Raw genomic sequence first — 275 nt, forward strand, 5'->3', positions numbered from 1 at the left:
GGTCTGCATCCAGGCGACCATCTCGCTGGCGAGCTGGACGATCTGGCACCAGACCTGGTTCTGTGCGAAGGACTGCAGTGGGAACTTCAACAGACCCATGTCCTTGGCGTTCCGGATCCGGTCCTCACACCGTGCCCGGCGACGGTGGCGCAGCTCGAGGACCGGGAGCTGTCCGCGCGGAGTGTTGGTCGCGAACGCGGTGATGCGCATGCCCTCGTGGTCGGTGATCCGCAGTTGCGCCCCAGGGTGCGGGCGCTCCTTGCGCACGATTACCC

1 protein-coding gene is annotated in these 275 nt (G+C 66.5%); it reads right to left on the minus strand.

Annotated features, from left to right (window positions below):
* On the minus strand, positions 1-275 hold a 275-nt coding region (locus QSV46_RS39705), incomplete at both ends, for a transposase (protein ID WP_314964092.1).

The sequence above is a fragment of the Bradyrhizobium cosmicum genome (assembly GCF_032290525.1).
GTDB lineage: Bacteria > Pseudomonadota > Alphaproteobacteria > Rhizobiales > Xanthobacteraceae > Bradyrhizobium > Bradyrhizobium cosmicum_A.